The organism is Sphingomonas sp. Y38-1Y, from assembly GCF_032391395.1.
Taxonomy (GTDB): Bacteria; Pseudomonadota; Alphaproteobacteria; order Sphingomonadales; family Sphingomonadaceae; genus Sphingomonas.
This window is the reverse complement of record NZ_CP135916.1, coordinates 3,220,612-3,244,032: the sequence shown is the minus strand read 5'-3', so window position 1 is coordinate 3,244,032 and position 23,421 is coordinate 3,220,612. Positions and strand designations below refer to the sequence as shown.

General features: G+C 68.1%; 21 protein-coding genes. 19 read left to right on the top strand and 2 right to left on the bottom strand.

From position 1 onward, the window contains the following. The first annotated feature begins 2 nt into the window (after nt 1–2). The 14 genes from nuoF to RS883_RS15305 all read left to right on the top strand — a co-directional run bounded on the left by nuoF (nt 3) and on the right by RS883_RS15305 (nt 15,100). The gene (gene nuoF, locus RS883_RS15370) at nt 3–1,307 is read left to right on the top strand and encodes an NADH-quinone oxidoreductase subunit NuoF (protein ID WP_315761057.1); all 1,305 of its coding nucleotides are present in this window, start codon (nt 3–5) and stop codon (nt 1,305–1,307) included. Further along, entirely contained in the window at nt 1,307–1,906 is a 600-nt protein-coding gene (locus RS883_RS15365; protein WP_315761056.1) for a hypothetical protein, read from the top strand. Before nuoF ends, RS883_RS15365 begins: the two co-directional genes overlap by 1 nt. Continuing rightward, complete coding sequence (gene nuoG, locus RS883_RS15360; RefSeq protein WP_315761055.1) at nt 1,899–3,905, top strand: NADH-quinone oxidoreductase subunit NuoG; 2,007 nt, start codon at nt 1,899–1,901, stop codon at nt 3,903–3,905. The genes RS883_RS15365 and nuoG overlap by 8 nt, the downstream gene beginning before the upstream one ends. Next, the gene (nuoH, locus tag RS883_RS15355; protein WP_315761054.1) at nt 3,902–4,963 is read left to right on the top strand and encodes an NADH-quinone oxidoreductase subunit NuoH; all 1,062 of its coding nucleotides are present in this window, start codon (nt 3,902–3,904) and stop codon (nt 4,961–4,963) included. Before nuoG ends, nuoH begins: the two co-directional genes overlap by 4 nt. After that, the gene (nuoI, locus tag RS883_RS15350; protein ID WP_315761053.1) at nt 4,960–5,445 is read left to right on the top strand and encodes an NADH-quinone oxidoreductase subunit NuoI; all 486 of its coding nucleotides are present in this window, start codon (nt 4,960–4,962) and stop codon (nt 5,443–5,445) included. Before nuoH ends, nuoI begins: the two co-directional genes overlap by 4 nt. 147 nt (nt 5,446–5,592) lie before the next feature. Next, nucleotides 5,593–6,204 (top strand): NADH-quinone oxidoreductase subunit J, encoded by a 612-nt coding sequence (locus tag RS883_RS15345; protein ID WP_315761052.1) that lies wholly within the window; start codon nt 5,593–5,595, stop codon nt 6,202–6,204. Further along, entirely contained in the window at nt 6,201–6,506 is a 306-nt protein-coding gene (nuoK, locus tag RS883_RS15340) for an NADH-quinone oxidoreductase subunit NuoK (RefSeq protein WP_315761051.1), read from the top strand. The genes RS883_RS15345 and nuoK overlap by 4 nt, the downstream gene beginning before the upstream one ends. Before the next feature lie 6 nt (nt 6,507–6,512). Next, nucleotides 6,513–8,567, top strand: a complete 2,055-nt coding sequence (gene nuoL / locus RS883_RS15335) for an NADH-quinone oxidoreductase subunit L (RefSeq protein ID WP_315761050.1) — start codon at nt 6,513–6,515, stop codon at nt 8,565–8,567. 4 nt (nt 8,568–8,571) lie between these two features. Further along, nucleotides 8,572–10,179, top strand: a complete 1,608-nt coding sequence (locus tag RS883_RS15330) for an NADH-quinone oxidoreductase subunit M (protein WP_315761049.1) — start codon at nt 8,572–8,574, stop codon at nt 10,177–10,179. Continuing rightward, entirely contained in the window at nt 10,179–11,624 is a 1,446-nt protein-coding gene (gene nuoN, locus RS883_RS15325; RefSeq protein WP_315761048.1) for an NADH-quinone oxidoreductase subunit NuoN, read from the top strand. Before RS883_RS15330 ends, nuoN begins: the two co-directional genes overlap by 1 nt. A 53-nt stretch (nt 11,625–11,677) precedes the next feature. Beyond that, the gene (locus RS883_RS15320; protein WP_315761047.1) at nt 11,678–12,322 is read left to right on the top strand and encodes a biotin--[acetyl-CoA-carboxylase] ligase; all 645 of its coding nucleotides are present in this window, start codon (nt 11,678–11,680) and stop codon (nt 12,320–12,322) included. 13 nt (nt 12,323–12,335) lie between these two features. Next, nucleotides 12,336–13,130, top strand: coding sequence for a type III pantothenate kinase (locus RS883_RS15315; protein WP_315761046.1), 795 nt, complete (start codon nt 12,336–12,338; stop codon nt 13,128–13,130). A 57-nt stretch (nt 13,131–13,187) separates the two neighbouring features. Further along, nucleotides 13,188–14,828, top strand: a complete 1,641-nt coding sequence (locus RS883_RS15310) for a ribonuclease J (protein WP_315761045.1) — start codon at nt 13,188–13,190, stop codon at nt 14,826–14,828. Nucleotides 14,829–14,836: 8 nt separating this feature from the next. Further along, nucleotides 14,837–15,100, top strand: coding sequence for a DUF1467 family protein (locus tag RS883_RS15305; protein WP_315761044.1), 264 nt, complete (start codon nt 14,837–14,839; stop codon nt 15,098–15,100). Nucleotides 15,101–15,268: 168 nt separating this feature from the next. Here RS883_RS15305 and RS883_RS15300 read toward each other — a convergent pair whose 3' ends face one another. Both RS883_RS15300 and RS883_RS15295 read right to left on the bottom strand, forming a co-directional pair. After that, complete coding sequence (locus RS883_RS15300; RefSeq protein ID WP_315761043.1) at nt 15,269–16,042, bottom strand: DUF1080 domain-containing protein; 774 nt, start codon at nt 16,040–16,042, stop codon at nt 15,269–15,271. After that, the gene (locus RS883_RS15295) at nt 16,039–18,324 is read right to left on the bottom strand and encodes a hypothetical protein (protein WP_315761042.1); all 2,286 of its coding nucleotides are present in this window, start codon (nt 18,322–18,324) and stop codon (nt 16,039–16,041) included. Before RS883_RS15295 ends, RS883_RS15300 begins: the two co-directional genes overlap by 4 nt. Before the next feature lie 77 nt (nt 18,325–18,401). On the opposite strand from RS883_RS15295, the gene RS883_RS15290 reads away from it, so the two are divergent. The 5 genes from RS883_RS15290 to RS883_RS15270 all read left to right on the top strand — a co-directional run bounded on the left by RS883_RS15290 (nt 18,402) and on the right by RS883_RS15270 (nt 23,414). Next, entirely contained in the window at nt 18,402–18,695 is a 294-nt protein-coding gene (locus tag RS883_RS15290) for an Hpt domain-containing protein (RefSeq protein ID WP_315761041.1), read from the top strand. 151 nt (nt 18,696–18,846) lie between these two features. Continuing rightward, nucleotides 18,847–19,533 carry a protein-L-isoaspartate O-methyltransferase gene (locus RS883_RS15285; RefSeq protein ID WP_315761040.1) on the top strand — a complete coding sequence of 229 codons (687 nt, stop codon included), beginning with the start codon at nt 18,847–18,849 and terminating at the stop codon, nt 19,531–19,533. A 68-nt stretch (nt 19,534–19,601) separates the two neighbouring features. Further along, nucleotides 19,602–21,197, top strand: a complete 1,596-nt coding sequence (locus RS883_RS15280; RefSeq protein WP_315761039.1) for a TolC family outer membrane protein — start codon at nt 19,602–19,604, stop codon at nt 21,195–21,197. A gap of 35 nt (nt 21,198–21,232) precedes the next feature. After that, the gene (locus tag RS883_RS15275; RefSeq protein ID WP_315761038.1) at nt 21,233–21,739 is read left to right on the top strand and encodes a DUF2497 domain-containing protein; all 507 of its coding nucleotides are present in this window, start codon (nt 21,233–21,235) and stop codon (nt 21,737–21,739) included. 61 nt (nt 21,740–21,800) lie between these two features. Next, on the top strand, nt 21,801–23,414 hold the full coding sequence (locus RS883_RS15270) for a histidine kinase famiy protein (protein WP_315761037.1): 1,614 nt from the start codon (nt 21,801–21,803) through the stop codon (nt 23,412–23,414). The last annotated feature ends 7 nt before the right edge of the window (nt 23,415–23,421 follow it).

The window sequence follows — 23,421 nt, the reverse complement described above, 5'->3', positions numbered from 1 at the left end:
CCGTGCTCGCTGACAAGGACCGCATCTTCACCAACGTCTACGGTTTCCAGCCGTGGAACGTCGACGCCGCGATCGGCCGCGGCGACTGGGACAACACCAAGGCGCTGCTGGAGCTCGGCCAGGATACGATCATCGATCGCATCAAGGCGTCGGGCCTGCGCGGCCGCGGCGGCGCGGGCTTCCCGACCGGCATGAAGTGGAGCTTCATGCCCAAGGCACCGACGCCCGAGCGCCCAAGCTTCCTCGTCATCAACGCCGACGAATCCGAGCCGGGGTCGTGCAAGGACCGGGAGATCATCCGCCACGATCCGCACAAGCTGATCGAGGGCGCGCTGGTCGCTGGCTTCGCGATGCGCGCACGGGCGGCGTACATCTACATCCGCGGCGAATATATCCGCGAGGCCGAGACGATGTTCGCGGCGATCGCCGAGGCCTATGATCGCGGCTTCATCGGCAAGAATGCGTGCGGGTCGGGCTACGACTTCGACGTGTTCTGTCATCGCGGTGCGGGCGCGTACATCTGCGGCGAAGAAACCGCGATGCTCGAAAGCCTGGAGGGCAAGAAGGGCCAGCCGCGTCTGAAGCCGCCGTTCCCGGCTGGCGCGGGCCTCTATGGCTGCCCGACGACGGTCAACAACGTCGAATCGATCGCGGTCGCCCCGACGATCCTTCGCCGCGGTCCGGAGTGGTTCTCGAGCTTCGGGCGCGAGAACAACAGGGGCACCAAGCTTTTCCAGATCTCGGGCCATGTCGAAAAGCCGTGCGTGGTCGAGGAATCGATGTCGATCCCGTTCCGCGAGCTGATCGAGAAGCATTGCGGCGGCATCCGCGGCGGCTGGGACAACCTCCTCGCGGTGATCCCCGGCGGATCGTCGGTGCCGCTGGTGCCGGCGGCGCAGATCATGGACGCGCCGATGGATTTCGACGGGCTCAAGGAACTGGGCTCGGGCCTCGGCACCGCGGCGATCATCGTCATGGACAAGTCGACCGACATCGTCCGCGCGATCAGCCGCATCAGCTATTTCTACAAGCATGAGAGCTGCGGCCAGTGCACGCCGTGCCGCGAGGGCACCGGCTGGATGTGGCGCGTGATGGAGCGGCTGCGCACCGGCGACGCCGACATCAGCGAGATCGACACGCTGCACCAGGTGACCAAGCAGATCGAGGGCCACACCATCTGCGCGCTCGGCGACGCGGCGGCGTGGCCGATCCAGGGTCTTATCAAGCATTTCCGCCCTGAGATGGAGCGCCGCATCCTCGAGAAGCAGGGGCACGCGGGCGCGCCGTATCAGGAAGCGGCGGAATAATGCTGCTTACCGCCACGATCTTGCTGGCTGCGGCCGGGCTGCCGCAGGGACAGCTCGTGCCCAAGCAGCGCGTCGTGGCTGATTATGCCGCGTGCCTGGTCCGCAACTCGGAGCGGTCCTCGCTGCGGCTGATGGAAACGTTGCCCGGCAGCGCCGAAGAAGCACGGGTTGCGCGTGACGTGTCAGTCGGCGGCTTCCCGTGCCTCAAGGGGCGTCGCGGCCTTTCGCTTCAGACCGGCGCCGTGCGAGGTGCGATTGCCGAAGCGTTGTTCGCGCGCGATCCAGCAATGCTGGCGGTGGTCCGCCGTGTGTCCGCGGCCAGTCCCGCGCGTCCGCCGATGAACATTGATGGACGGGCGTTTGTCATCGCCTATGCCGACTGCCTGGTGGCCAGCGATCCCGCGCGTTCGGCCGACCTTGTTTCGACGGAGATCGGCAGCGCGACCGAGCGTTCGGCCTTTCTCGGCTATGGCGAAGCGCTGAAGCGCTGCATGCCCGAGCGCGCGTCGTACCGCGCCAACGTCACCGATATACGCAACCACGTCGCCGCCGCGCTCTATCGAGTGGCGCGCAGCCGAACGGAAGCCAAGAATGCCTAAACTGAAAGTCGACGGGATCGAGGTCGAGGTGCCGCAGGGGGCCACGGTGCTCCAGGCGTGCGAAGCGGCGGGGAAGGAGATTCCCCGCTTCTGCTATCACGAGCGGCTGTCGATCGCCGGCAATTGCCGCATGTGCCTGGTCGAGGTGAAGCCCGGGCCGCCCAAGCCGCAGGCGTCGTGCGCGCTGCCCGCCGCCGACAATCAGGAAGTGCGCACCGACAGCGCGATGGTAAAGGCCGCGCGTGAGGGGGTGATGGAGTTCCTCCTCATCAACCACCCGCTCGACTGCCCGATCTGCGACCAGGGCGGCGAGTGCGACCTTCAGGACCAGACCATGGCCTATGGTCGCGGCGCCACGCGCTATACCGAGAACAAGCGCGCGGTGACCGAGAAATATATGGGTCCGATCGTCAAGACGATCATGACCCGCTGCATCCAGTGCACCCGCTGCGTGCGCTTCGCCGAGGAAGTGGCTGGCGTCGAGGAGATCGGCGCGATCTATCGCGGCGAGAACATGCAGATCACCTCCTATCTTGAGAAGGCGGTGACGAGCGAACTCAGCGGCAACGTCGTCGACCTTTGCCCGGTGGGCGCGCTGACGTCGAAGCCCTATGCGTTCAATGCGCGGCCTTGGGAGCTCAAGAAGACGCTCGGCATCGACGTGATGGATGCGGTCGGCACCAACATCCGCATCGACGGGCGCGGGCGGCAGGTGCTGCGCGTGCTGCCACGCGTCAACGAGGACGTGAACGAGGAATGGGCGCACGACAAGACGCGCCACCATGTCGATGGCCTCGTCCGCCGGCGCCTCGACAAGCCGTACATCCGCAAGGACGGCAAGCTCCAGCCGGCGAGCTGGGGCGAGGCCTTCGCCGCGATCGCCGACGTCGCGCGCACCGCCGGATCGTCGGTCGCCGCGATCGCGGGCGACCTGGTCGACTGCGAGACGATGTTCGCTGCCAAGAAGCTGGTCGAGTGCTTCGGCTCGTCGCTGCTCGAGGGGCGGCAGACGGGCATGGCCTATGACGTGACCAGCCTGGGTGCGGTCGCGTTCAACACGACGATCGCCGGGGTCGAAGAGGCCGACGCGATCCTGCTCGTCGGCTCGAACCTGCGCTGGGAAGCGCCGCTCATCAACACGCGCGTGCGCAAGGCGATCAAGAAGGGCGCGAAGGTCTTCGCGATCGGGCCGGAGACGGACCTGACCTACCGCGCGACCTGGCTCGGTGACGACCTGTCGCTGCTCGCCAAGCTGCCCGATGCGGCGGCGGACGCGTTTGCGGCAGCCACCAAACCGATGATCGTCGTCGGACCGGGCGCGCTCAAGAACGGACACGGCGCGGCGCTAGCGCTCGCCAAGTCGCTGAATGTCGTTCGCGACGGCTGGAACGGCTTCAACGTCGTCCACACCGCCGCCGCGCGCATGGGCGCGCTGATGCTCGGCTATGCGCAGCCGGGCGGGATCGCCGACATCGTTGCCGCCGATCCGAAGCTCGTCTTCTTCCTGGGCGCCGACGAGGTCGATTTCTCCGCCTTCGCGAACAGCTTCAAGGTGTTCGTCGGTCATCACGGCGACAAGGGCGCGCACCACGCCGACGTGATCCTGCCGGCGGCAAGCTATGCCGAGAAGCCGGGCACCTATGTCAATCTGGAAGGCCGCGTGCAGTTCAGCGAGCGGGCGGTGTTCGCGCCCGGCGACGCGCGCGACGACTGGTCGATCCTGCGCGCGCTGTCCGACGTGCTCGGCCGGCCGCTGCCGTTCGACGACTTCGCCCAGCTTCGCCGCGCGATGGCGGCCGAAGTGCCGGCGCTCGGGCGCGAAGGCCTGGCCGGCTATGACTGGAATCCGCCGGCGATCGATGCCAAGGGCGAGGGATCGGTGACCTATCCGGTCGCCGACTTCTATCTCACCAACGCCATCTGCCGCGCCAGCCCGACGATGCAGCGCTGCTCGGCCGAACTGGTCCACGGCGAGGAATTTGCGGAGGCCGCGGAGTGACCAGCTTCTTCCAGTCCTGGGGCATGCCGTTCGAGGCGGCGTGGACCGTCTCGACGATCGCGGGCATCCTCTTGATCGCGCTGCCCGTCATGCTGGCGGTGGCGATGATCATCTATGCCGACCGCAAGATCTGGGCGGCGATGGCGCTGCGCCGCGGCCCCAACGTCGTCGGGCCGTTCGGCCTGCTCCAGTCGTTCGCCGACGGCCTGAAGGTCTTCCTTCAGGAAACGATCATCCCGACCAGCGCGAACAAGGGCCTGTTCCTGCTCGCGCCGATCATCACCTTCACCGTCGCGCTGATCGTGTGGGCGGTGGTGCCGTTCGACGTCGGCGTGGTGCTGGCCGACATCAACGTCGGCCTGCTCTATGTCCTCGCGGCCTCGTCGCTGGGCGTCTACGGCGTGATCCTCGCCGGCTGGGCGTCGAACTCCAAATACCCCTTCTATTCTGCGATCCGCGCGGCGGCGCAGATGGTGAGCTATGAAGTCGCGATCGGCTTCGTGCTCGTCTCCGTCGTGCTCTGGGCCGGCAGCTTCAACCTGACGACGATCGTCGAGGCGCAGAAGAATGTCTGGGGCTTGGCCTTCTTCCCGATCAACGGTTTCGGCTTCCATCCGCTGCTGTTCCCGATGTCGGTGGTGTTCTTCATCTCGGCCCTCGCCGAAACGGCACGCGCGCCGTTCGACCTGACCGAGGCGGAGTCGGAGCTCGTCGCCGGATATCAGACCGAATATTCGTCGATGGCGTTCGCGCTCTACTGGCTCGGCGAATATGCCAACGTCATCCTGATGTGCATGCTGAATGCGCTGCTGTTCTGGGGTGGCTATCTGCCGCCGTTCGACTGGGCACCGCTGTACTTGGTGCCCGGCATCATCTGGCTGTTCGTCAAGGCGTTCGCCTTCTTCTTCCTGTTCAGCTGGGTAAAGGCGACGGTGCCGCGCTATCGCTATGACCAGCTGATGCGGCTGGGCTGGAAGGTGTTCCTGCCGCTCAGCCTCACCTTCGTGTTCCTCGTGTCGGGCTTCCTGATGCTGACGCGATATGGAGTTCCGGCATGAGTTTCGCCCAGACCCTCCGGTCGTTCGCGCTGGCCGAGTTCGTCTCGGCTCACCTCCTGACGCTGAAGTATTTCTTCAAGCCCAAGGCGACGATCAACTACCCGTACGAAAAGAACCCGATCTCGCCCCGCTTCCGCGGCGAGCATGCGCTGCGTCGCTACCCCAATGGCGAAGAGCGCTGCATCGCGTGCAAGCTGTGCGAGGCGGTTTGCCCGGCGCTGGCGATCACGATCGAGGCGGAGCCGCGCGAGGACGGGTCGCGGCGCACCACGCGCTACGACATCGACATGACCAAGTGCATCTATTGCGGGCTGTGCCAGGAGGCGTGCCCCGTCGATGCCGTGGTCGAGGGGCCGAACTTCGAGTTCTCGACCGAAACGCGCGAGGAGCTGATCTACCATAAGGACAAGCTGCTCGCGAACGGCGACCGCTGGGAACGCGCGATCGCCGCGAACCTTGCCGCCGACGCCCCGTATCGTTAAGCGGCGCGGGCATAAGGGGTCAGCCATGCAATTCGCGCTCGCCGTCATCCCAGCGAAGGCTGGGATCTCGTGCCGCAAGGGCACGCTTCATCATCGCAGCGCTCCAGTTCCGGCTGGGGTGACGTTTGCTGCGCGGGAGTGCTCGCGTTGATCCAGGCCGTCGCCTTCTACCTCTTCGCGGCCGTCGTCGTCCTGTCGGCGGCGATGGTCATCACCGCGCGCAACCCCGTCCATTCGGTGCTGTGGCTGATCCTGGCGTTCTTCAACGCCGCCGGCCTGATGGTGCTCGTCGGTGCCGAGTTCATCGCGATGCTGCTCGTCATCGTCTATGTCGGCGCGGTCGCGGTGCTGTTCCTGTTCGTCGTCATGATGCTCGACATCGACTTCGCCGAGCTTCGCGCAGGCTTCGTCCGGTACCTGCCGATCGGCATCGTGCTCGCGGTCGCGCTTGCGTCGGAGATCCTGATCGGCGTCGGCGCGTGGAGCGCGGGCGGCATCGAGCTCTCGACCCGCATCGCGCCGATCGACGCGGCGGTGCCCAACATCGAGGCGGTCGGGCGGCTCCTCTACACGCGCTACCTGCTGGTGTTCGAAGGGGCGGGCCTCGTCCTCCTCGTCGCGATGATCGGCGCGATCGTGCTGACGCATCGGGAGCGCACCGGCGTTATCAAGCAGAACATCGCCCGCCAGGTCGCGCGCCGTTCCAAGGACGCGATCCGCAAGGTCAATCAGCCGGTGGGCCAGGGGGTCGAGCTGTGATCGGGCTTCAGCATTATCTCACCGTCGGCGCGGTCCTGTTCGCGCTCGGCGTCATGGGGATCTTCCTCAACCGCAAGAACCTGATCGTCATCCTGATGTCGATCGAGCTCATCCTGCTCGCGGTGAACGTCAACCTCGTGGCCTTCTCCGCCTTCCTGGGCGACCTGGTGGGACAGGTGTTCGCGATGTTCGTGCTGACCGTCGCGGCCGGCGAGTCGGCGATCGGCCTTGCCATCATCGTCATCTATTTTCGTGGCCGCGGCAGCATTGCGGTCGATGATGCCAACCGGATGAAGGGGTAACATCTGGTGATCCAGGCAATCGTCTTCCTGCCGCTGCTCGCGGCGATCGTCGCTGGGCTCGGCAACCGCGCCATCGGCAATGTCGCCGCCAAGTCGGTGACGACCGGCGCGCTCCTCATCGCGTGCCTCCTGTCGTGGCCGATCTTCCTCGGGTTCTTGGGCGGCACGGCCGAGGCGCATGTCGAACCGGTGATGCTGTGGCTCCAGTCCGGCGGCATGCGCGCCGACTGGGCGCTGCGCGTCGACACGCTGACCGCGATCATGCTGGTGGTCATCACCACCGTCTCGGCGCTCGTCCACCTGTATAGCTGGGGCTATATGGCGGAGGACCCGGATCAGCCGCGCTTCTTCGCCTATCTGTCGCTGTTCACCTTCGCGATGCTGATGCTGGTGACCGCCGACAACCTCATCCAGATGTTCTTCGGTTGGGAGGGCGTCGGCCTCGCGAGCTATCTGCTGATCGGCTTCTGGTACAAGAAGCCCTCGGCACAGGCTGCCGCGATCAAGGCGTTCGTCGTCAATCGCGTCGGCGACCTGGGCTTCATGCTCGGCATCTTCGGCACCTATCTCGTGTTCGGCACGATCTCGATTCCGGCGATCCTGGAGGCGGCACCGTCGGTCGCGGGTTCGACGATCGGCTTCCTCGGCTATCGCTTCGACACGATGACGGTGCTCTGCCTGCTGCTGTTCGTCGGCGCGATGGGCAAGTCGGCGCAGCTCGGCCTCCACACCTGGTTGCCTGACGCGATGGAAGGCCCGACCCCGGTGTCGGCGCTGATCCACGCCGCGACGATGGTCACCGCGGGCGTGTTCATGGTGTGCCGCCTGTCGCCGATGTTCGAGGTGTCGCCGACCGCGCTCACCGTCGTCACCGGCATCGGCGCCGCAACCTGCATCTTCGCCGCGACGATCGGCACGGTGCAGACCGACATCAAGCGCGTCATCGCCTATTCGACCTGCTCGCAGCTCGGCTACATGTTCTTTGCCGCCGGCGTCGGCGCGTACGGCGCGGCGATGTTCCACCTGTTCACCCACGCCTTCTTCAAGGCGCTGCTGTTCCTGGGCGCCGGCTCGGTCATCCATGCGATGCACCATGAGCAAGACATGCGCTTCTATGGCGGCCTGCGCCGGCACATCCCGATCACCTTCTGGACGATGCTGGCGGGTACGCTCGCGATCACCGGTGTCGGTTTTGCGGGTGTCGGCTTCGCGGGCTATCACTCGAAGGACGCGATCCTCGAGGCGGCATGGGCTTCGGGCAGCGGGCAGGGCGCGTTCTGGGTCGGTACCTTTGCCGCGCTGCTGACGAGCTTCTATTCGTGGCGGCTGATGTTCCTGACCTTCTGGGGCAAGCCGCGCTGGTCGGGGTCGGAGCATATCCAGCACGCCGCGCATGGCGACCATCACCATGACGCGCCGGCCGACGAGGATGCGGGCCACGCGCCTGCCGCTCATGCCGCGCACGCGCACGATGCGCACGGCCATGCGGAGAACGACGGCACCGCGGGCTATCACCCGCACGAGAGCCCGCTCGTCATGCTCGCGCCGCTCTTGATCCTGACGCTGGGCGCGGTCGGCGCCGGCTTCGCCTTCCACCATGCCTTCCTTGAGGAAGCCGGGTTTTGGAAGGGTGCGATCTTCTACAACCAGCACCTGATGCACGCGATGCACGAGGTGCCGACGCTGGTGAAGTACGCCGCGACGATCGTGATGATCCTGGGCCTGCTGACGGCGATCTACGCCTACCTCATTCGTCCGGGCTTCCCGGCGCGGTTCGCGGAGCAGTTCCGCGTGCTGCACCGGTTCCTGCTCCACAAATGGTATTTCGACGAGCTCTACGACCTCCTCTTCGTCAAGCCCGCCTTCGCGTTCGGCCGCCTGTTCTGGAAGGCCGGTGACGAGGGCACGATCGACCGCTTCGGCCCCAACGGGTCGGCGGCGGTGGTGGCGCTGGGCAGCCGGGTCGCGGGCCGCGTCCAATCGGGATATGTGTACAGCTATGCCTTCGTCATGCTGATCGGGCTCACCGCCGCGGTCACCTGGGCCATTGCGGGGCGCTGAGATCATGGACGGCTTCCCCATTCTCTCGCTCATGCTCGCCGTGCCGCTCGTCGCGGCGGTGGCGTGCCTGTTCGTCGATGCGCGCACCGCCCGCTTGATCGCGCTCGGCGCGACATTGGTCGACTTCGTGCTCGGCTGCCTGCTCTGGGCCAATTTCGACCAGGGCGCCTCGGCGCCGCAGTGGCAGTTCACCGAATATGCGCCGGTGTTCGGCCGCTTCGCCTGGGCGCTCGGTATCGACGGCTTCGCGCTGATGCTCATCATGCTCAGCGTCTTCCTGATGCCGATCTGCATCGGCGCGAGCTGGGAAGCGATCGAGAAGCGCGTGCCGGAATACATGGCGCTGTTCCTGCTGGTCGAGGTGCTGATGATCGGCACCTTCGCGGCGCAGGACCTGTTCCTGTTCTACATGTTCTTCGAAGCCGGCCTGATCCCGATGTACCTCATCATCGGCATCTGGGGCGGCGCGAACCGCATCTACGCGTCGTACAAGTTCTTCCTCTATACGCTGCTCGGCTCGGTGCTGATGTTCATCGCGATGCTCTACATGAGCGTCACGGCGGGCACCTCCTACATCCCCGACCTGATGGCGTACGACTTCCCGGCCGGGGTCCAGACCTGGCTGTGGCTCGCCTTCTTCGCCTCGTTCGCGGTTAAGATGCCAATGTGGCCGGTCCACACCTGGCTTCCCGACGCGCACGTCCAGGCACCGACCGCGGGCTCGGTCATCCTGGCGGGCGTGCTGCTGAAGCTCGGCGGCTATGGCTTCCTGCGCTTCAGCCTGCCGATGTTCCCAGAGGCGTCGGGCCAGCTTACCTGGCTGATCTTCGCGCTGTCGGCGGTGGCGGTGATCTACACCAGCCTCGTCGCGCTCGTGCAGTCGGACATGAAGAAGCTGATCGCCTATTCCTCGGTCGCGCACATGGCGATCGTGACGATCGGCCTGTTCGCGTTCAACCAGCAGGGGATCGAGGGCGCGATGATCGTCATGCTCTCGCACGGCCTCGTCTCGGGCGCGCTGTTCCTGTGCGTCGGCGTCATCTACGACCGGCTGCATACGCGAGAGATCGCGCGCTATGGCGGCCTTGCCAACAACATGCCGCGCTATGCGATCCTGTTCCTGCTCTTCACCATGGCCTCGATCGGCCTGCCTGGCACGTCGGGTTTCGTCGGCGAGTTCTTGAGCCTCGCCGGCACCTATCAGGTGTCAACGTGGATCGCGCTCCTGTGCACCACGGGCATCATCCTGGGCGCGGCGTACATGCTCTATCTCTATCGCCGCGTCGTGTGGGGCGAGATCAAGTCGGACGAGGTCCGGGCGATGCCCGACCTCAGCGTCCGCGAGATCGCGCTGCTCGCGCCCGTCGCCGCCGTCGTGCTGTGGATGGGCGTCTATCCCGAGAGCTTCCTCGCCCCCATGCGCGCCGACGTGGCGACGCTCTTGGAGCGGGTGAACCGCGGCAATCCGGGGACGGACTCCGCGCCGACCAAGGGCACGCCCGCAGCGATCGCCGCGCATGAGCGCCGGGTGGAAGAAGTGACGGGCCATGGCGGCGAAGCGGCCGAGGGCGGCGAAGCCGCGCCCGCCGCCGCGCATGGCGGAGGCCATTGATGTCGTACGCAACGCAGATGCTGTTCATCCTGCCCGAGCTGGTGCTGACGCTGGGCGCGCTCGTCCTGATGCTCGCCGCCGCCTGGGGCGGTCCCGCCTCGACCCGCGCGATCTCGATCGCGTCGGTGGCGGTGCTGGTGGGCGCGGGGATCGCGCTCGTCGGGCCCGCTTCGTCCGGCGGTGAGGCGTTCGACGGCCTGTGGCGCGCCGATGCGTTCGGTGCCTTTGCCAAGGTCCTGATCTATATTGCCAGCGGCGTCGCCATCCTGATCGCCCCGCGCTTCTTCGCCGACACCTCGGGCGACGATCTTCGCCCCGAATATCCGGTGCTGATGCTGCTGGCGGCGGTCGGCATGGGCATGATGGTGTCGGCCGCCGACCTCCTCACCCTCTATGTCGGGCTCGAGCTCCAGAGCCTTGCCGCGTATGTGCTGGCAAGCTTCATGCGCCGCGACCAGCGCTCGGCAGAGGCGGGGCTGAAATACTTCATTCTCGGCGCACTCGCTTCCGGCATCCTCCTCTACGGCATCAGCCTCGTCTACGGTTTCTCGGGCACGACGCTCTATTCGGGCATCGCCGCCGCCTATGCGGGCGAGGGGTCGCTGGGTCTGCTGTTCGGGCTGGTGTTCGTGTTCGCGGGTCTCGCCTTCAAGATCGCGGCGGTGCCGTTCCACATGTGGACGCCCGACGTGTACGAAGGCGCGCCGACGCCGGTGACGCTGAGCTTCGCCAGCGCGCAGAAGGTCGCCGCCGTCTCGCTCAGCCTGCGGATCGCGATCGAGGCGATGGGGCCGGCGACCGCCGACTGGCGCCAGATCGTCATCTTCGCCGCGCTCGCGTCGATCATCCTGGGCGCGGTCGCCGCGGTCAATCAGCAGAACATCAAGCGGTTGCTCGCCTACTCCTCGATCAACAATATCGGCTTCGCGCTGATCGGCCTCGCGGCCGGGACCGAGAGCGGGATCGCCGCAGTGCTCGTCTACATGACGATCTATGTCGCGATGACGCTGGGCAGCTTCCTCGTCGTGCTTCAGATGCGCGGCGCCGACGGCCAGCCGGTCGAGGACATTGCCAGCCTGTCGGGCATGTCGCGCACGCGGCCGGGCCTGGCGCTCGCGCTCGCGATGTTCATGTTCAGCCTGGCGGGCATTCCGCCGCTGTTCGGCTTCTATGCCAAGTTCGCGGTGTTCGATGCCGCGGTCCAGGCGGGGCTCTTCCCGCTCGCCGTGATCGGCATCGCCGCGTCGGTGATCGGTGCCTATTATTACCTCCGCATCGTCAAGACGATGTACTTCGACGAGGCGGCGCCGGCATTCGCACCGAGCGAAAGCATGGTCGAGAAGGGTCTGATCGCCGCCAGCGCGGTGTTCATCTCGCCGGTCGGGTACCTGCTGATCCCCGCGCTCAGCGCCGCGAGCCTGACGGCGGCACGGGCGCTGTTCTGACGCGCATCGTCGAGGTTGCCGAGGCGGGATCGACCAACGCCGATCTCGCCCGGATGGCGGCGGTGGGCGCGGAGGAAGGCGTCTGGCTCCGCGCCGATCGCCAGACCGCAGGCCGGGGGCGTCAGGGCCGCGCCTGGACCTCACCCGCCGGCAACTTTCACGGCAGCACGCTCGTCCGGCTGCGCCCCACCGACCCGCCGCCCGCCAGCCTGTCGCTGGTCGCCGGCGTGGCGCTGCACGAGGCGGCGGGCGCGTATCTGCGCGATGCCGCAACGCTCCGGCTCAAATGGCCCAACGACCTGATGCTGGGCGGCGCCAAGCTCGCCGGCATCCTGCTCGAGCGGATCGAGGCGGTGGTGATCGTCGGCATCGGTGCCAATCTCGCGAGCGCGCCCGACTTGCCCGACCGGCCGACCGCGTCCCTGGGTGCCGCGGTGAGCCCGTCCGAGTTCGCCCACACCCTCATGGCCGCGTTCGCCCGCTGGCTTGCGCGGTGGCGGGGAGAGGGGCTTGCGGCGATCCGCGAGGCCTGGCTTACCCGCGCGCACGGTGTCGGCACCGCGCTTCGCCTGCACGCCCCGGGCGGCGAGCCGGTCGAGGGCCTGTTCGACGGCCTTGCCGCCGATGGCGCGCTTCGCCTGCGCTTGGCGGACGGGCGCGCGCATGTCATCCACGCGGGCGACGTGTTCCTGATCTGAGAAGGCGCTGCTGATGCTGCTCGCGATCGATGCCGGCAATACCAATGTCGTGTTCGCGCTGGTCGATGAGGACCGCGCGATCCGCGCGCGCTGGCGCATCGCCACCGACCCGCGCCGTACCGCCGACGAATATGTCGTGTGGCTCAATCAGCTGCTCGCGCTGGAGGGGTTTACTCGCGATGACGTCGATGTCGTCGTGATCGGCACCGTCGTCCCGCGCGCGCTCCACAATCTGGAGGTGTTGGCCGAGAAATATTTCGGTTCGCCCGCCTTCATCGCCGGCCGTGATCTGCCCTGGGACATCGCGCTCGATGTAGACGAGCCCGGCAATGTCGGCGCCGACCGCGCGCTCAACGTCATCGCCGCGCATGCGAAATATGATGGCGACCTGGTCATCATCGACTTCGGCACCGCGACCACGTTCGACGTCGCCGACTATTCGGGTGCGTACAAGGGCGGGATCATCGCCCCCGGCATCAACCTGTCGTTGGACGCACTCGTCGCCGCCGCCGCCAAGCTGCCGCGCATCGCGATCGAGGCGCCGGAGGATCCCAGCGTCGTCGGCCGGACCACCGTCAGCCAGATGCAGATCGGCATCTTCTGGGGCTATGTCGCGATGATCGAGGGACTGGTCGCGCGGCTTCGCGCCGAGATCGGTCGCCCGGCGCGCGTCGTCGCCACCGGCGGGCTTGCCGTGCTGTTCGACGGGCATACCGATGCCTTTGACGCGATCGAGCCCGACCTCACCATTCAGGGGCTGGCGATCCTGTGGCAGCGTCGCCATATCCGAGATCAAACGGGCCAGTGAGGCCCACCCCGCGTTGCGGCCCTGTAGCGGCCGCAGGCCCCTAAAGTCAGGAACGAAGTGACACCCAAGAACGAACTGCTTTTCGTCGCGCTCGGCGGATCGGGCGAGATCGGCATGAACGTCAATCTCTATGGCACCGCCGGCAAATGGCTGATGGTCGATTGCGGCGTGACCTTTGCCGATCCCGCCTATCCCGGCATCGACGTGATCCTGCCGGACCTCAGCTTCATCGAGGATCGACTGCGCGATCTGGTCGGCATCGTCATCACCCATGGGCATGAGGATCATATCGGCGCGCTGCCTTATTTGGCCGCCGATCTCGGCGTGCCGATCTACGCGACGCCGTTCACCGCGGGGCTGATCCGCGGCAAGCTCGAGGAAGAGGGCGTCGCGGACCAGGTGAAGCTCAAGATCGTCGAGGTGGGCGGGAGCGTCGACCTGAAGCCGTTCAAGGTCCGCTTCGTGCCACTCGCGCACTCGATCCCGGAGGGCAACGCGCTCCTGATCGAGACGCCGCATGGCCGCGTGCTCCATACCGGCGACTGGAAGATCGACGAGACCTCCGGCATCGGCACGCCGTCGACCGCCGAGGAGCTGACCGCGATCGGCGACAAGGGCGTGCTCGCGCTCGTCTGCGATTCGACCAACGTTTTCAACAACGAGGCGTCGGGCTCCGAAGCGCAGGTGCGCGAAGGCCTCGACCGCGCGATCGAGGAAGCGGCGGGGCGGCGCGTCGTCGTCACCACCTTCGCCTCGAACGCGGCGCGGCTTCAGACGCTGGCGCAGTGCGCGCGCGACACGGGGCGGCGGCTGTGCCTGGCCGGACGCTCGCTCGATCGCATCGTCCGCGTGGCCAAGGCGACCGGCTATCTCAAGGATTTCCCGGAGACGGTCGATTGGGAAACCGCGATGAAGCTGCCGCGCGGCAACGTGCTGATCGTCGCGACCGGCGGGCAGGGGGAGCCGCGCGCGGCGCTGGCCCGCATCGCCGACAAGAACCATCCCATCCGCCTGCAGGAGGGTGACCGCGTCATTTTCTCGTCCAAGCAGATCCCTGGCAACGAGGTCGCGATCGGCCGGATCATGAACCAGCTGGCGGAGCAGGGCGTCGACCTCGTCACCGATCGCCAGGCGTTCGTCCACGTCTCCGGCCACCCGGGCCGTCCCGAGCTCCAGGCGATGTACCAGTGGATCCGGCCGCAGATCCTGCTGCCCGTCCATGGCGAGGTCCGCCACCTGGCCGAGCATTCGCGCTTCGCGCTGGCGAACGGCATCCCGCAGACGATCTCGAACAAGGATGGCGACGTCATCCGCCTCGCCCCCGGCGCGCCCGAGCGGATCGGCTTCGCGACGGTCGGCCGGCTCGCGCTCGACGGCGACGTGATCCTGCCCGCCGACGGCGCGACGATGGCGGAGCGGCGGCGCTTGGCCAATTACGGGCAGATGTCGGTTGCCGTCGCGTTCAACCGCGAGGGCCGCCTGCTGGGCGAGCCGCAGATCCGCATCCAGGGCGTGCCGGTCGAGGAAGAGCGTGAGCCGTTCCTCGACGAGGTCGCGGATGCGGTGGTCGAGGCGGTGAAGAAGGGCGAGCGCGATCCCGACAAGCGGCGCGAGGCGATCCGCCTGGCCGCGCGCCGCGTCGCCACGCGCTGGACGGGCAAGAAGCCCGTCGTCGACGTGCTGACGATCGGCGCCTGACCACGGCCATGCGCTGGCAGTCCGCGCTCGCGATCTGGTTCCTGTTCTGGTTCCTATCGCTGTTCTTCGTCCTCCCCTTCCACGCCCGCACCAGCGACGAGGCGGGGGAGGCGAAGGTGCCCGGCCAGGCCGACAGCGCGCCCGTGCGGTTCGCGCTGTGGCGGATCGTCGGGTGGACGACGTTGGTGGGCAGCGTGCTGACGGCGCTGTTCATCGCCAATTTCGTCTATGGCTGGGTGACCGCCGACATGCTCGATTTCACGGGGCGGTAGGCGCCCAGCCTTGGCATGTCGCGCCCCACCCGTTCGTGCTGGGTAGGGGCCGAGCGAAGTCGAGGGCCCGTCTCGAAGCACCTGCGCGATACCTGTCCTTCGATACGCCGCTTCGACAAGCTCAGCGGCTACTCAGGACGAACGGGGATTGAGAATCAGAGCACCGGCTCAATCCAGCCGTTGCACCTCGATCTTGCGGAACTCGACCGGGTGCCCCTCGCTCTGGAGCGCGATATAGCCGCTGCGAAGTGCGAGGGTGCCGCCGGCCGCCGCGATCAGCGGCTTGGCATCGGCATCCTCGGGGTCGAGCTCGGCCGCGGCGTATTGCAGGACGACCTTGCCGTCGATGCGGTGCGTGATCTGGCCGCTGGGCAGGACCTCGACCTCGGCGCGGGTCCATCGGCCGACCGGCAGCAGCGGCGAAGTCGACTGGATGCAGTGGCGCGGGTCGCGCTTGCCCTGGAAGATCACGGTCGTGCCCGGCGTGCAGAGGTTGCCGGTGGGTTCGCGTTCGGGACGGGGGACGCCCAGGAACTGCATCTCCAGGCTGACGGGGAACTTTTGGTCGCGGCCCATCGTGCCGGGCGCCTGGGCATGGAGCATCACGCCCGAATTGCTGTTCTGCCAGACCTCGATCCCGGGCAGCGGGGTGCCGAACAGCCGGTATTCGAGCCTGAGGCGATAGGCCTTGAGCGGTGCCTTCCAGAACAGATGGCCGAACTCGCCTTCGAACCGCCGGTAGTTGGCATGCGACACGCGGATCGCGCCGCCCCGAACGACGAACATGCCGCGCGCATCCTCGCCGACCGCCTGACCGGTGATCTTGGGCGTCCAGCCGGACAGGCTCTTGCCGTCGAAGATCGATTCCCAGCGCGCTTCGGCGACCGGGGCCGCACCGATCAGGCAGAGGAGCAGCGGCGCGAGCAGGCGCGGGGCGGTCACGTCCGCAGCCGCTCGATCGCCTGCGCCAGCGCCACGTAGAGCTTGCCCGAATCGCTCGACAGCAGCGTGACGCCCATCGGCGACCCGTCGCGCTGGGCGAGCACCAGCCGCAACATCGCCTCGAAATCGTGGATGTAGCGATTGACCTGATCGTGAAAGGCCGGGTCGGCGTCGTAGAGCGCGGCGATCTCGCGCAGTTCGGCGGGATCGAGCAGGCGGACCGCGCGGCGGGTGAACACGCCGCGGTCTCCCTTCAGATACGCGGCCCAGGCGGTGTCGGCGACATCGGCGGACATCGCCTTGGCGATGTCGATCGCGGCGGAGTTGAGCGCCTCGATCAGGAGCGACACGCGGCGCGCGAAGCTCTCGCGCTCGGCGGTCCCGCGCGCGGCATCGGCGGCGTCGATGCGCGCCTCGACCGCGGCGCTCGCCTCGGCGATGGCGAGCGTCTTCTCGCCCACCCGGTCGGCGGCGCGCGATGCGACGCGGACGGCGTCGTCGGCGGCTTGGGAGAGGAGTGAGAGCTGCCGCGCGACGGCATCGTCGAAAGCGTGCGCGAACCGCTCGACCGCGGCATGTTCGAGCTGTGCTGCCGCTTCGGGGATGACGGCGCCCAGCGTGCTGCGCGCATGGTCGGCGGCGGCGCCGGCCGTCTCGCGGATGCGCACCAGTGCCTCGACCAGCCGGGGTGCGGCGCCGTCGGCGAAGTCGCGCGTATCGGCGATCGTCTGCTCGATCGTCGCCTGGATGCCCTCGATCCGGTCGCTGCCGGTGCCGAGCGCGTCGACCAGCGCGGCGGACAGCTTGACCAACGTGTCGCGCTGCGTCGCGACCACGTCGTTGATCGCCTCGATCGCGCCGTGCGTGCTCTCGGCGGCGGTAACGAGCGCGAGGAGTTCGGGCTTGGCGGCGCCGACGATGCGGCGGCTGTCGCCGACGCGGCCGTCGAGCCGCGCAAGCGCCTCGGGCAGCGTCTCGTCGATCTCGCGGGTCGCGGCGTCGAGCGCGGTGAGCAGGCCCTCGGCCGTCTCCATCGTCGCCTTGGCCACCGCATCGCCGCCCGCCATCGCCTCGCGCATCGCGTCGAGGCCGGTGGTGACGGTCGCCACCTGCTGAGCCAGCGACAGCGCGCGGGCGCTCCCCGTCTCGTGCAACAGGTCGAGCTGCGCGGTGGCGCGCGCGACATTGGTGTCGAGCGTCTCGAACAGCGCGCTCGCCTGCGCGTGCTCGGCGTCGAGCGCGTCGGCGATGCGGCCGATGCTCTCCTCGACCTGTCCGATCCGCTCGCGCAATTGCTCCAGCCCCGCCTGCGCATGGCTGTCGAGCGCTGCCTGGTTCGAGGCGAGCATCGCCGTCGTCGCCTCGCCCTGTGCGGCGATGCCGCGGCGCGCCTCGTCGATCGCCGCCGCCGCGCGGTCGAGCACCGCGTCGACTTCGGCGGAGGTGCGCTCGGCGACTTCCTCCAGCCGCTGGCCGGCGCTCTGGCTGGTCGCCTCCATGCGCGCGATGTGCGCGGCTAGGCGCTGGGCGGCGCCACCCGCAACCTCGTCGGCATGACGCCCGCGGTCGGCTAGCGCGGCGAGCTGCGCATCGAGCGCCGAGACGCGCTCACCCGTCTCCATGCCGATGCCGTCCAGCGACTGCGCCAGCGACTCGACCTCGCCCTGCGCCTTGGGAAGCTGGGCGAGCAGGATCGCCAGGCGCTTGCCCGCGGTATCGGTCGCTTCGCCCAGCGTGCGCGCGGCGGCGTGGATCGAGGCAACTTCGGTGGTCATCGCGTTCGACACCGCCTGCATCCGCGCGGTGGCGCTGTCGCCCGTCGCCATCAGCTCACGCATATGCTCGTCGAGCGCGGCGCGATCGGCGCCGATCTGTGCGGAGAGCGAGGCCATGCGCGCCTCGAACTGTTCGGCCTCGACCCGCATCGCCGTCTGCAGCCCGGCGAATCGTCGGGCCTGGCGCTCGCTGGTGCTGCGCGCGACGAGCCACAGGATGGCGAGCAGCGCGAGGGGCGCGGCGATCGCGGCGGCGAGCTGAATCGTTGCCACCGGCATCAGCGCGAACGGACCCGGCTTTGCCAGCAGCCACCCGCACCAGCCGATCCAGGCGAGCCCTAGCACGATCGCGGTCCCCGTCGCGACTCGGGCGAGCGTGGAGGGTGGGGGCGCTTCATAGGGCGCGTCGAGCATCGCCTCGCGCTCCAAGGGGAGGATGTCGGCCTCGTCCGGCGCGATCGGCTCGCGGTCGGCGTGGAAATCGATGATGCGCGAACCCCCGTTCATGCCCCCTGTTTACCACAAACGCGCCGTGTCGCGAGCGAAACCATGCCTTAACGTTCCGTGGGTTAGCGTTGCCGACGATGGCCTATGACCCCGGAGCGATCGATGCGACCCTGGCAGCGGCGGTGGGCGACGAGCCCGCGCTGATCGCCGAGCTGCGCGAAGCCTTTCTCGACAGCGCCAAGCGCGCGCTTTCCGCGATGATTGCTGCCGAGGATGGCGAGGCGTGGCGACAGGGAGCGTGGCGGCTGAAGGGGCTGGCGGCAAGCTTCGGCGCCATTCGCCTGATGGCTATGGCGGGCGAGGCGGCGGGCGTGGCACCCGGCGACCTGCCGACGCTGCGCCGCCTGCGCCGCGCGGTCGAGCGGCTCTGACGGCGGCACCGGGCGCCCGCCCGGAATCGGACACCGCCGACGATCATCGCGCTTTCGGTGCAACAGCTTGGCGCCAAGGTTTTGCCGCGATAGAAGCGGCGGGATCAACTAGTGTATTGCGCGACTAATACGGTTGTGCGAAAAGGCGGGCATGATGACGACCACCCTTGATGCGGCTACGGTGCTCGAGAACAGCGAGGCGTTGCGGAGCGCGATGGTGTCGAGCCAGCTGCGCACCAGCGCGGTCAACGATCCGCGCGTCGTCGCGGCGATGGCGCAGGTCGAGCGCGAGCGCTTCCTGCCCGCGCGGGCGGCGCGCTTCGCCTATGCCGACACGATGGTCGAGCTGCCGGGCGGGCGCCGTCACAACAATCCGCTCGCGACCGGTCGCCTGTTGACCGAGGCGCGGGTGCAGCCCGGCGACAAGGTGCTGCTGGTGGGCTCAGCCGGTGGCTATGCCGCGGCTCTTCTTGCCAAGCTGGCGCGCGAAGTCGTCGCGCTGGAGGAAGTGCCCGAACTCGTGGCGCACGCACGCACGGCGCTTGCCGGCGTCGGCGATGTCCAGGTGGTCGAGGGGCCGCTCAACGCCGGCTGGGCCGCTGGCGCGCCCTATGACCTGATCGTCATCGACGGCGCAGTCGAGCAGGTGCCCGAGGCGCTGGTGGAGCAGGCGCGGCCGGGCGCGCGGCTGGCGACCGGACTGGTCGATCGCGGCATCACGCGGCTGGCGACCGGCGCGCGCGGCGTGACGGGCTTCGGCCTGGTCGACTTCGCCGATTGCGTGTGCACGATCCTGCCCGGGTTCGAGAAGCCGCGCGGGTTCAGCTTCGGTAACTAGACCCTAGAACAGGCGCGCCGATCCGGTCGGGTCGACCGGGCAGGCGCCCCAGACGGAAAGACGGGATGATGAGGGGGATTCGACTGGCCCTGCTGGCCGGAATGGCGGCGTGCAGCCCGGTGATCGCGGCCGGCACGGCCAGCGCGCAGAACGTCGCGCCGCTGCCGCCGACCGCGCCGCCGCCCGAGCCTGCGCCCGCCACGGCCGCGACCCCGACGACGCTGCGCGATGCGCTCGTCCGCGCCTATACCGACAGCCCAGTCCTGGCCGGCGAGCGCGCGAACCTGCGCGCCACCAACGAAGGCGTACCGCTGGCGCGCGCCGACGCGCTGCCGAACCTGGGCGTGCGCGGCGGCTATACCAGCTTCCTCGTCCAGGGGCAGAACGCCTTTCTCCAGCCCGACGAGGCGCTGACCGCCGACGCGCAGCTCAGCCAGAACGTGTTCGCGGGCGGACGCATCAAGAACTCGGTCGCCGCCGCCAAGACGCGCGTGCTCGCCGGCCGGTCGAACCTGCGCACGACGGAGGCCAATCTCTTCACCGACGTCGTCGCCGCCTACAACGACGTGATCCGCGATGAGGCGACGGTGTCGCTCAACCGCCAGAACGTCCGAAGCCTGGAGGTCAATCTTCAGGCGACGCGCGACCGGTTCGAGGTGGGCGACCTGACCCGCACCGACGTCGCCCAGTCCGAAGCGCGGCTGTCGGGCGCGATCGGTCAGCTTCGGCAGGCCGAGGCGCGGCTGATCGCCAGCCGCGAAACCTACCTCCAGGTCGTCGGCGCGGTCCCGGGCGAGCTTGCGCCGCCGCCGCCGCTGCCGAACCTGCCGGCCGACCCGCAGGCGGCGGTGGGCACCGCGCTCAACAACAATCCCGCGCTGGAGGCTGCCGAGCGCCTTCGCGATGCCGCCGGGCTGGACGTGCGGGCGGCGCGCGCGACGCGGCTGCCGCAGGCCGACCTCGTCGCGGGCGGAAGCTACTTCAACTATCTCGGCACCTTGCCGTCGTCGGTGGTGGGGACCAGCGTGCCGCAGTCGGGCACGTCGGCGCAGGCCGGCGTGTCCGTCACCTTGCCGATCTATCAGGGCGGTCGCCCGGCGGCACAGGTGCGGCAGGCGCAGGCGCGCCAAGGCCAGGCGATCGAACAGGTCACGACGACCGAGCGCGGCGTGATCGCGCAGGCGCGCACCGCCTTCGCCAACTGGCAGTCGTCGCAGCGGGTGATCGAGGCGTCGGAGGCCGCGGTCGCAGCCAACCGCCTCAGCCTGGAGGGTGTGCGCGCCGAGAACAGCGTCGGCAACCGCACGATCATCGAAGTGCTCAATGCCGAGCAGGAATTGCTCAACAGCCAGGTCAATCTCGTGAGCGCGCGGCGCGATGCCTATGTCGCCGGTTTCGCGCTGCTGGCGGCGATGGGCCGGGCGGAGGCCGAGGACCTGGGGCTGGACGGCGGGGCGCTGTTCAATCCGCTCACCGATTATGAGCGCGTCGACAAAGCGTGGTTCGACTTCGACGACGAACCGGCGCCGCGGCCACAGGGCACGCGGACGGTCGACGCCCCCGCGCAGACGCCGTTCGTCACCCGTCCGCTGGAGCCGCAGCTTCAGCGGCCCGTTGACACGAACCCCGCCAATCCGTCAGGTGACGTCACGACGCCGCGCTGACAGGGGCCGGTGTCGAACGGGCGGCGAGGGGTGCGATGGGGGATTTGAGCAACGAACCGTCGATGGAGGACATCCTGTCCTCGATCAAACGGATCATCGCCGAGGAAGGCGACCCGCAGTCGCCGCGCGGTCGGCGGATCGGCCGCCCTGCACCCACGCCCGAACCCGCCACCGACGAGGACGATGCGCCCGAGACGGTGCTCGAACTCGACCAGCCCGTCGCCGCGCCCGAGCCGCCCCGGGTCGAGGCGCCGGCGCCCGAGGCCGCCCGGCCCGAGCCGCAGCGCGCGACCTTTTCGACCGCCACGACCGATGCCGCGATTCTTTCCGCCCGCGCGGCCGAGGCGACGCGCGGCCAGCTCGAGGCGCTGTCCCGCCTGATCGTCAAGCCGGAGGTCGCCGGCTCCGACACGCTGGAGGGGATGGTGCGCGAAATGCTCAAGCCCATGCTCAGCCAGTGGCTGGACGCCAACCTGCCGCGGGTGGTGGAGACGATGGTTTCGCGAGAGATCGAGCGGATCGTCGGGCGCCAGCAAGGCTAGACACACTCAGGTTAAACAGGCTTGCGCGCAACCATCGCGGTCGTCAAAGGTTCGGCCCGGAATGAGTGACGACGACCTGGATAAGGTGCCCGGGGACACGATGATCCCCGGACAGCTGCATGTCCCGCCGCCGCATCTTAGCGATGCGTCGACGCCGGGTGAGGCGCGTCACGACATCTTCTTCGCCGCGGTCGAGACGACGCGGATGCCGATGATCGTCACCGATCCCAATCGGCCCGACAATCCGATCGTCTTCTGCAACAAGGCGTTCGTGAAGATGACCGGCTATACGCTCGACGACATCGTCGGACATAATTGCCGCTTCCTTCAGGGGCCGGAAACCGACCGGTCGGTGATCGACCAGGTGCGCGACGCGATCGCCCGCCAGGAAGAGGTGGCAGTCGAGGTTCTCAATTATCGCAAGAACGGCTCGACCTTCTGGAACGCGCTGTTCGTGTCGCCGGTGTTCGATGCCGCCGGCAAGCTGATCTACTTCTTCGGCAGCCAGCTCGACATCTCGCGCCGCAAGGAGGCCGAGGAGGCACTTCACCAGGCGCAGAAGATGGAGGCGGTCGGCAAGCTGACCGGCGGCATCGCGCACGACTTCAACAATCTGCTTCAGGTCGTGCTCGGCTATGTCGACCTGCTCGACGGGCGGATCGATGCGAACGATCGATCGTCGCGCCGGGCGATCGAGGCGATCGGCGCGGCGGCGAATCGCGGCGCGACGCTGACGCAGCAGCTGCTCGCCTTTGCGCGCAAGCAGGAGCTGCGCGACCGGCTCCTCAACCTCAACACCCTGGTCATGGACTTCGGTCCGATCATCGACCGCAACCTGGGCGCCGATATCACGGTCAAGCGCCAGCTGACCGACAATCTCTGGAACAGCCGCATCGATCCGGTGCAGGCGGAGATGGCGCTGCTCAACCTCCTGTCCAACGCGCACGACGCGATGGACGGATCGGGCCATGTCATTATCGGCACCGACAATGTCGTGATCCAGGGCGAGCCGCCGGCGCCGGGCCTGGAACCGGGCGAGTATGTCGTGCTGTCGGTCACCGATTCGGGCCGCGGCATCGACGAGGAGAATCTCGACAAGATCTTCGACCCCTTCTTCTCCACCAAGGGTGTGGGCAAGGGGACGGGCCTGGGCCTGTCGATGGTCTATGGCTTCATGCGCCAGTCGGGCGGCGGCGTGTCGGCAGAAAATTTGGCCGAGGGCGGCGCACGCTTCACCCTCTATTTCCCCCGCGCGCGCGGCATGGTCGAGGGCAAGAGCGTGCCGATGGTGCGCCAGCGCGGCGGCGGCGAGACGATCCTGATGGTCGAGGACCAGCCGCAGGTCGCCGAGCTCGGCGCGGCGATGCTGGAGGATCTGGGCTACAGCGTCACGCATGTCGACACCGCGACGCGTGCGTTGGAGGTGCTGCGCGGCGGCGCCGACTTTGCGCTGGTCTTCACCGACATCGTCATGCCCGGCATGTCCGGGGTTGCGCTGGCGCAGACCGTACGACGCGAGTTCCCCAACCTGCCGGTGCTCCTCACCACCGGCTATTCCGACCGCGCGCTCGACGAAGATAGCCGCGCGTTCGAACTGGTGCGCAAGCCGTATCGGCGTGCCGACCTGGCGCTCAAGATGAAGCAGCTGCTCGAAGGGCCGAACGGCATCGCCTGACTTGTCA